The organism is Microbulbifer sp. 2205BS26-8 (genome assembly GCF_030731025.1).
Classification (GTDB): Bacteria; Pseudomonadota; Gammaproteobacteria; order Pseudomonadales; family Cellvibrionaceae; genus Microbulbifer; species Microbulbifer spongiae.
Genome location: NZ_JAVAMR010000185.1, coordinates 1 through 487 on the forward strand (window position 1 = coordinate 1; position 487 = coordinate 487).

1 protein-coding gene is annotated in these 487 nt (G+C 57.9%); it reads left to right on the top strand.

Translation table 11 applies throughout. The features are described 5' to 3' along the window. A partial coding sequence (locus Q5Y71_RS17185) for a hypothetical protein (protein WP_306043290.1) occupies positions 1-487 on the top strand: 487 nt, incomplete at both ends.

Genomic DNA, 487 nt, shown 5'->3' on the forward strand with positions numbered 1-487 from the left:
CCCAATTGCATCCAAAGTTGGCCAGGGGCGCTCTGTTCCCCTGACCGCAGAGCGCCTTGTCAATATGTACCCGGAGGTGGCCCCCGATGGCTCAAGGTCCTCCGTTGTGCTGCACGGCTGCCCCGGTCTGGCGGAATTTATCAGTAGGGGCAAGAGGGTTCGCGGGTTGCACCGCACACCGTCAGACGGAAAGTTATACACCGTCATTGATAACGCATTGTTTGAGATGGACGCCCATGGCTGGGCGGTGGATATGGGCACAATCGGTGGCTCCGGGCGTGTTGATATGGCCGATAACGGGCAGCAGCTTTGCATAGTCGCCGGGCAAAAGGGCTACATCTTCACACCTGCGGAGGGTCTGCGGGAGATAACGGACGACTCTTTCCCCGGGGCGGATACCATAACCACGCTGGACGGTTACTTTATTTTCAGCAACCCCAACCCGGGCCAGAGAGGGCAGTTTTTTATCTCTTCTGTTCTGGACGGA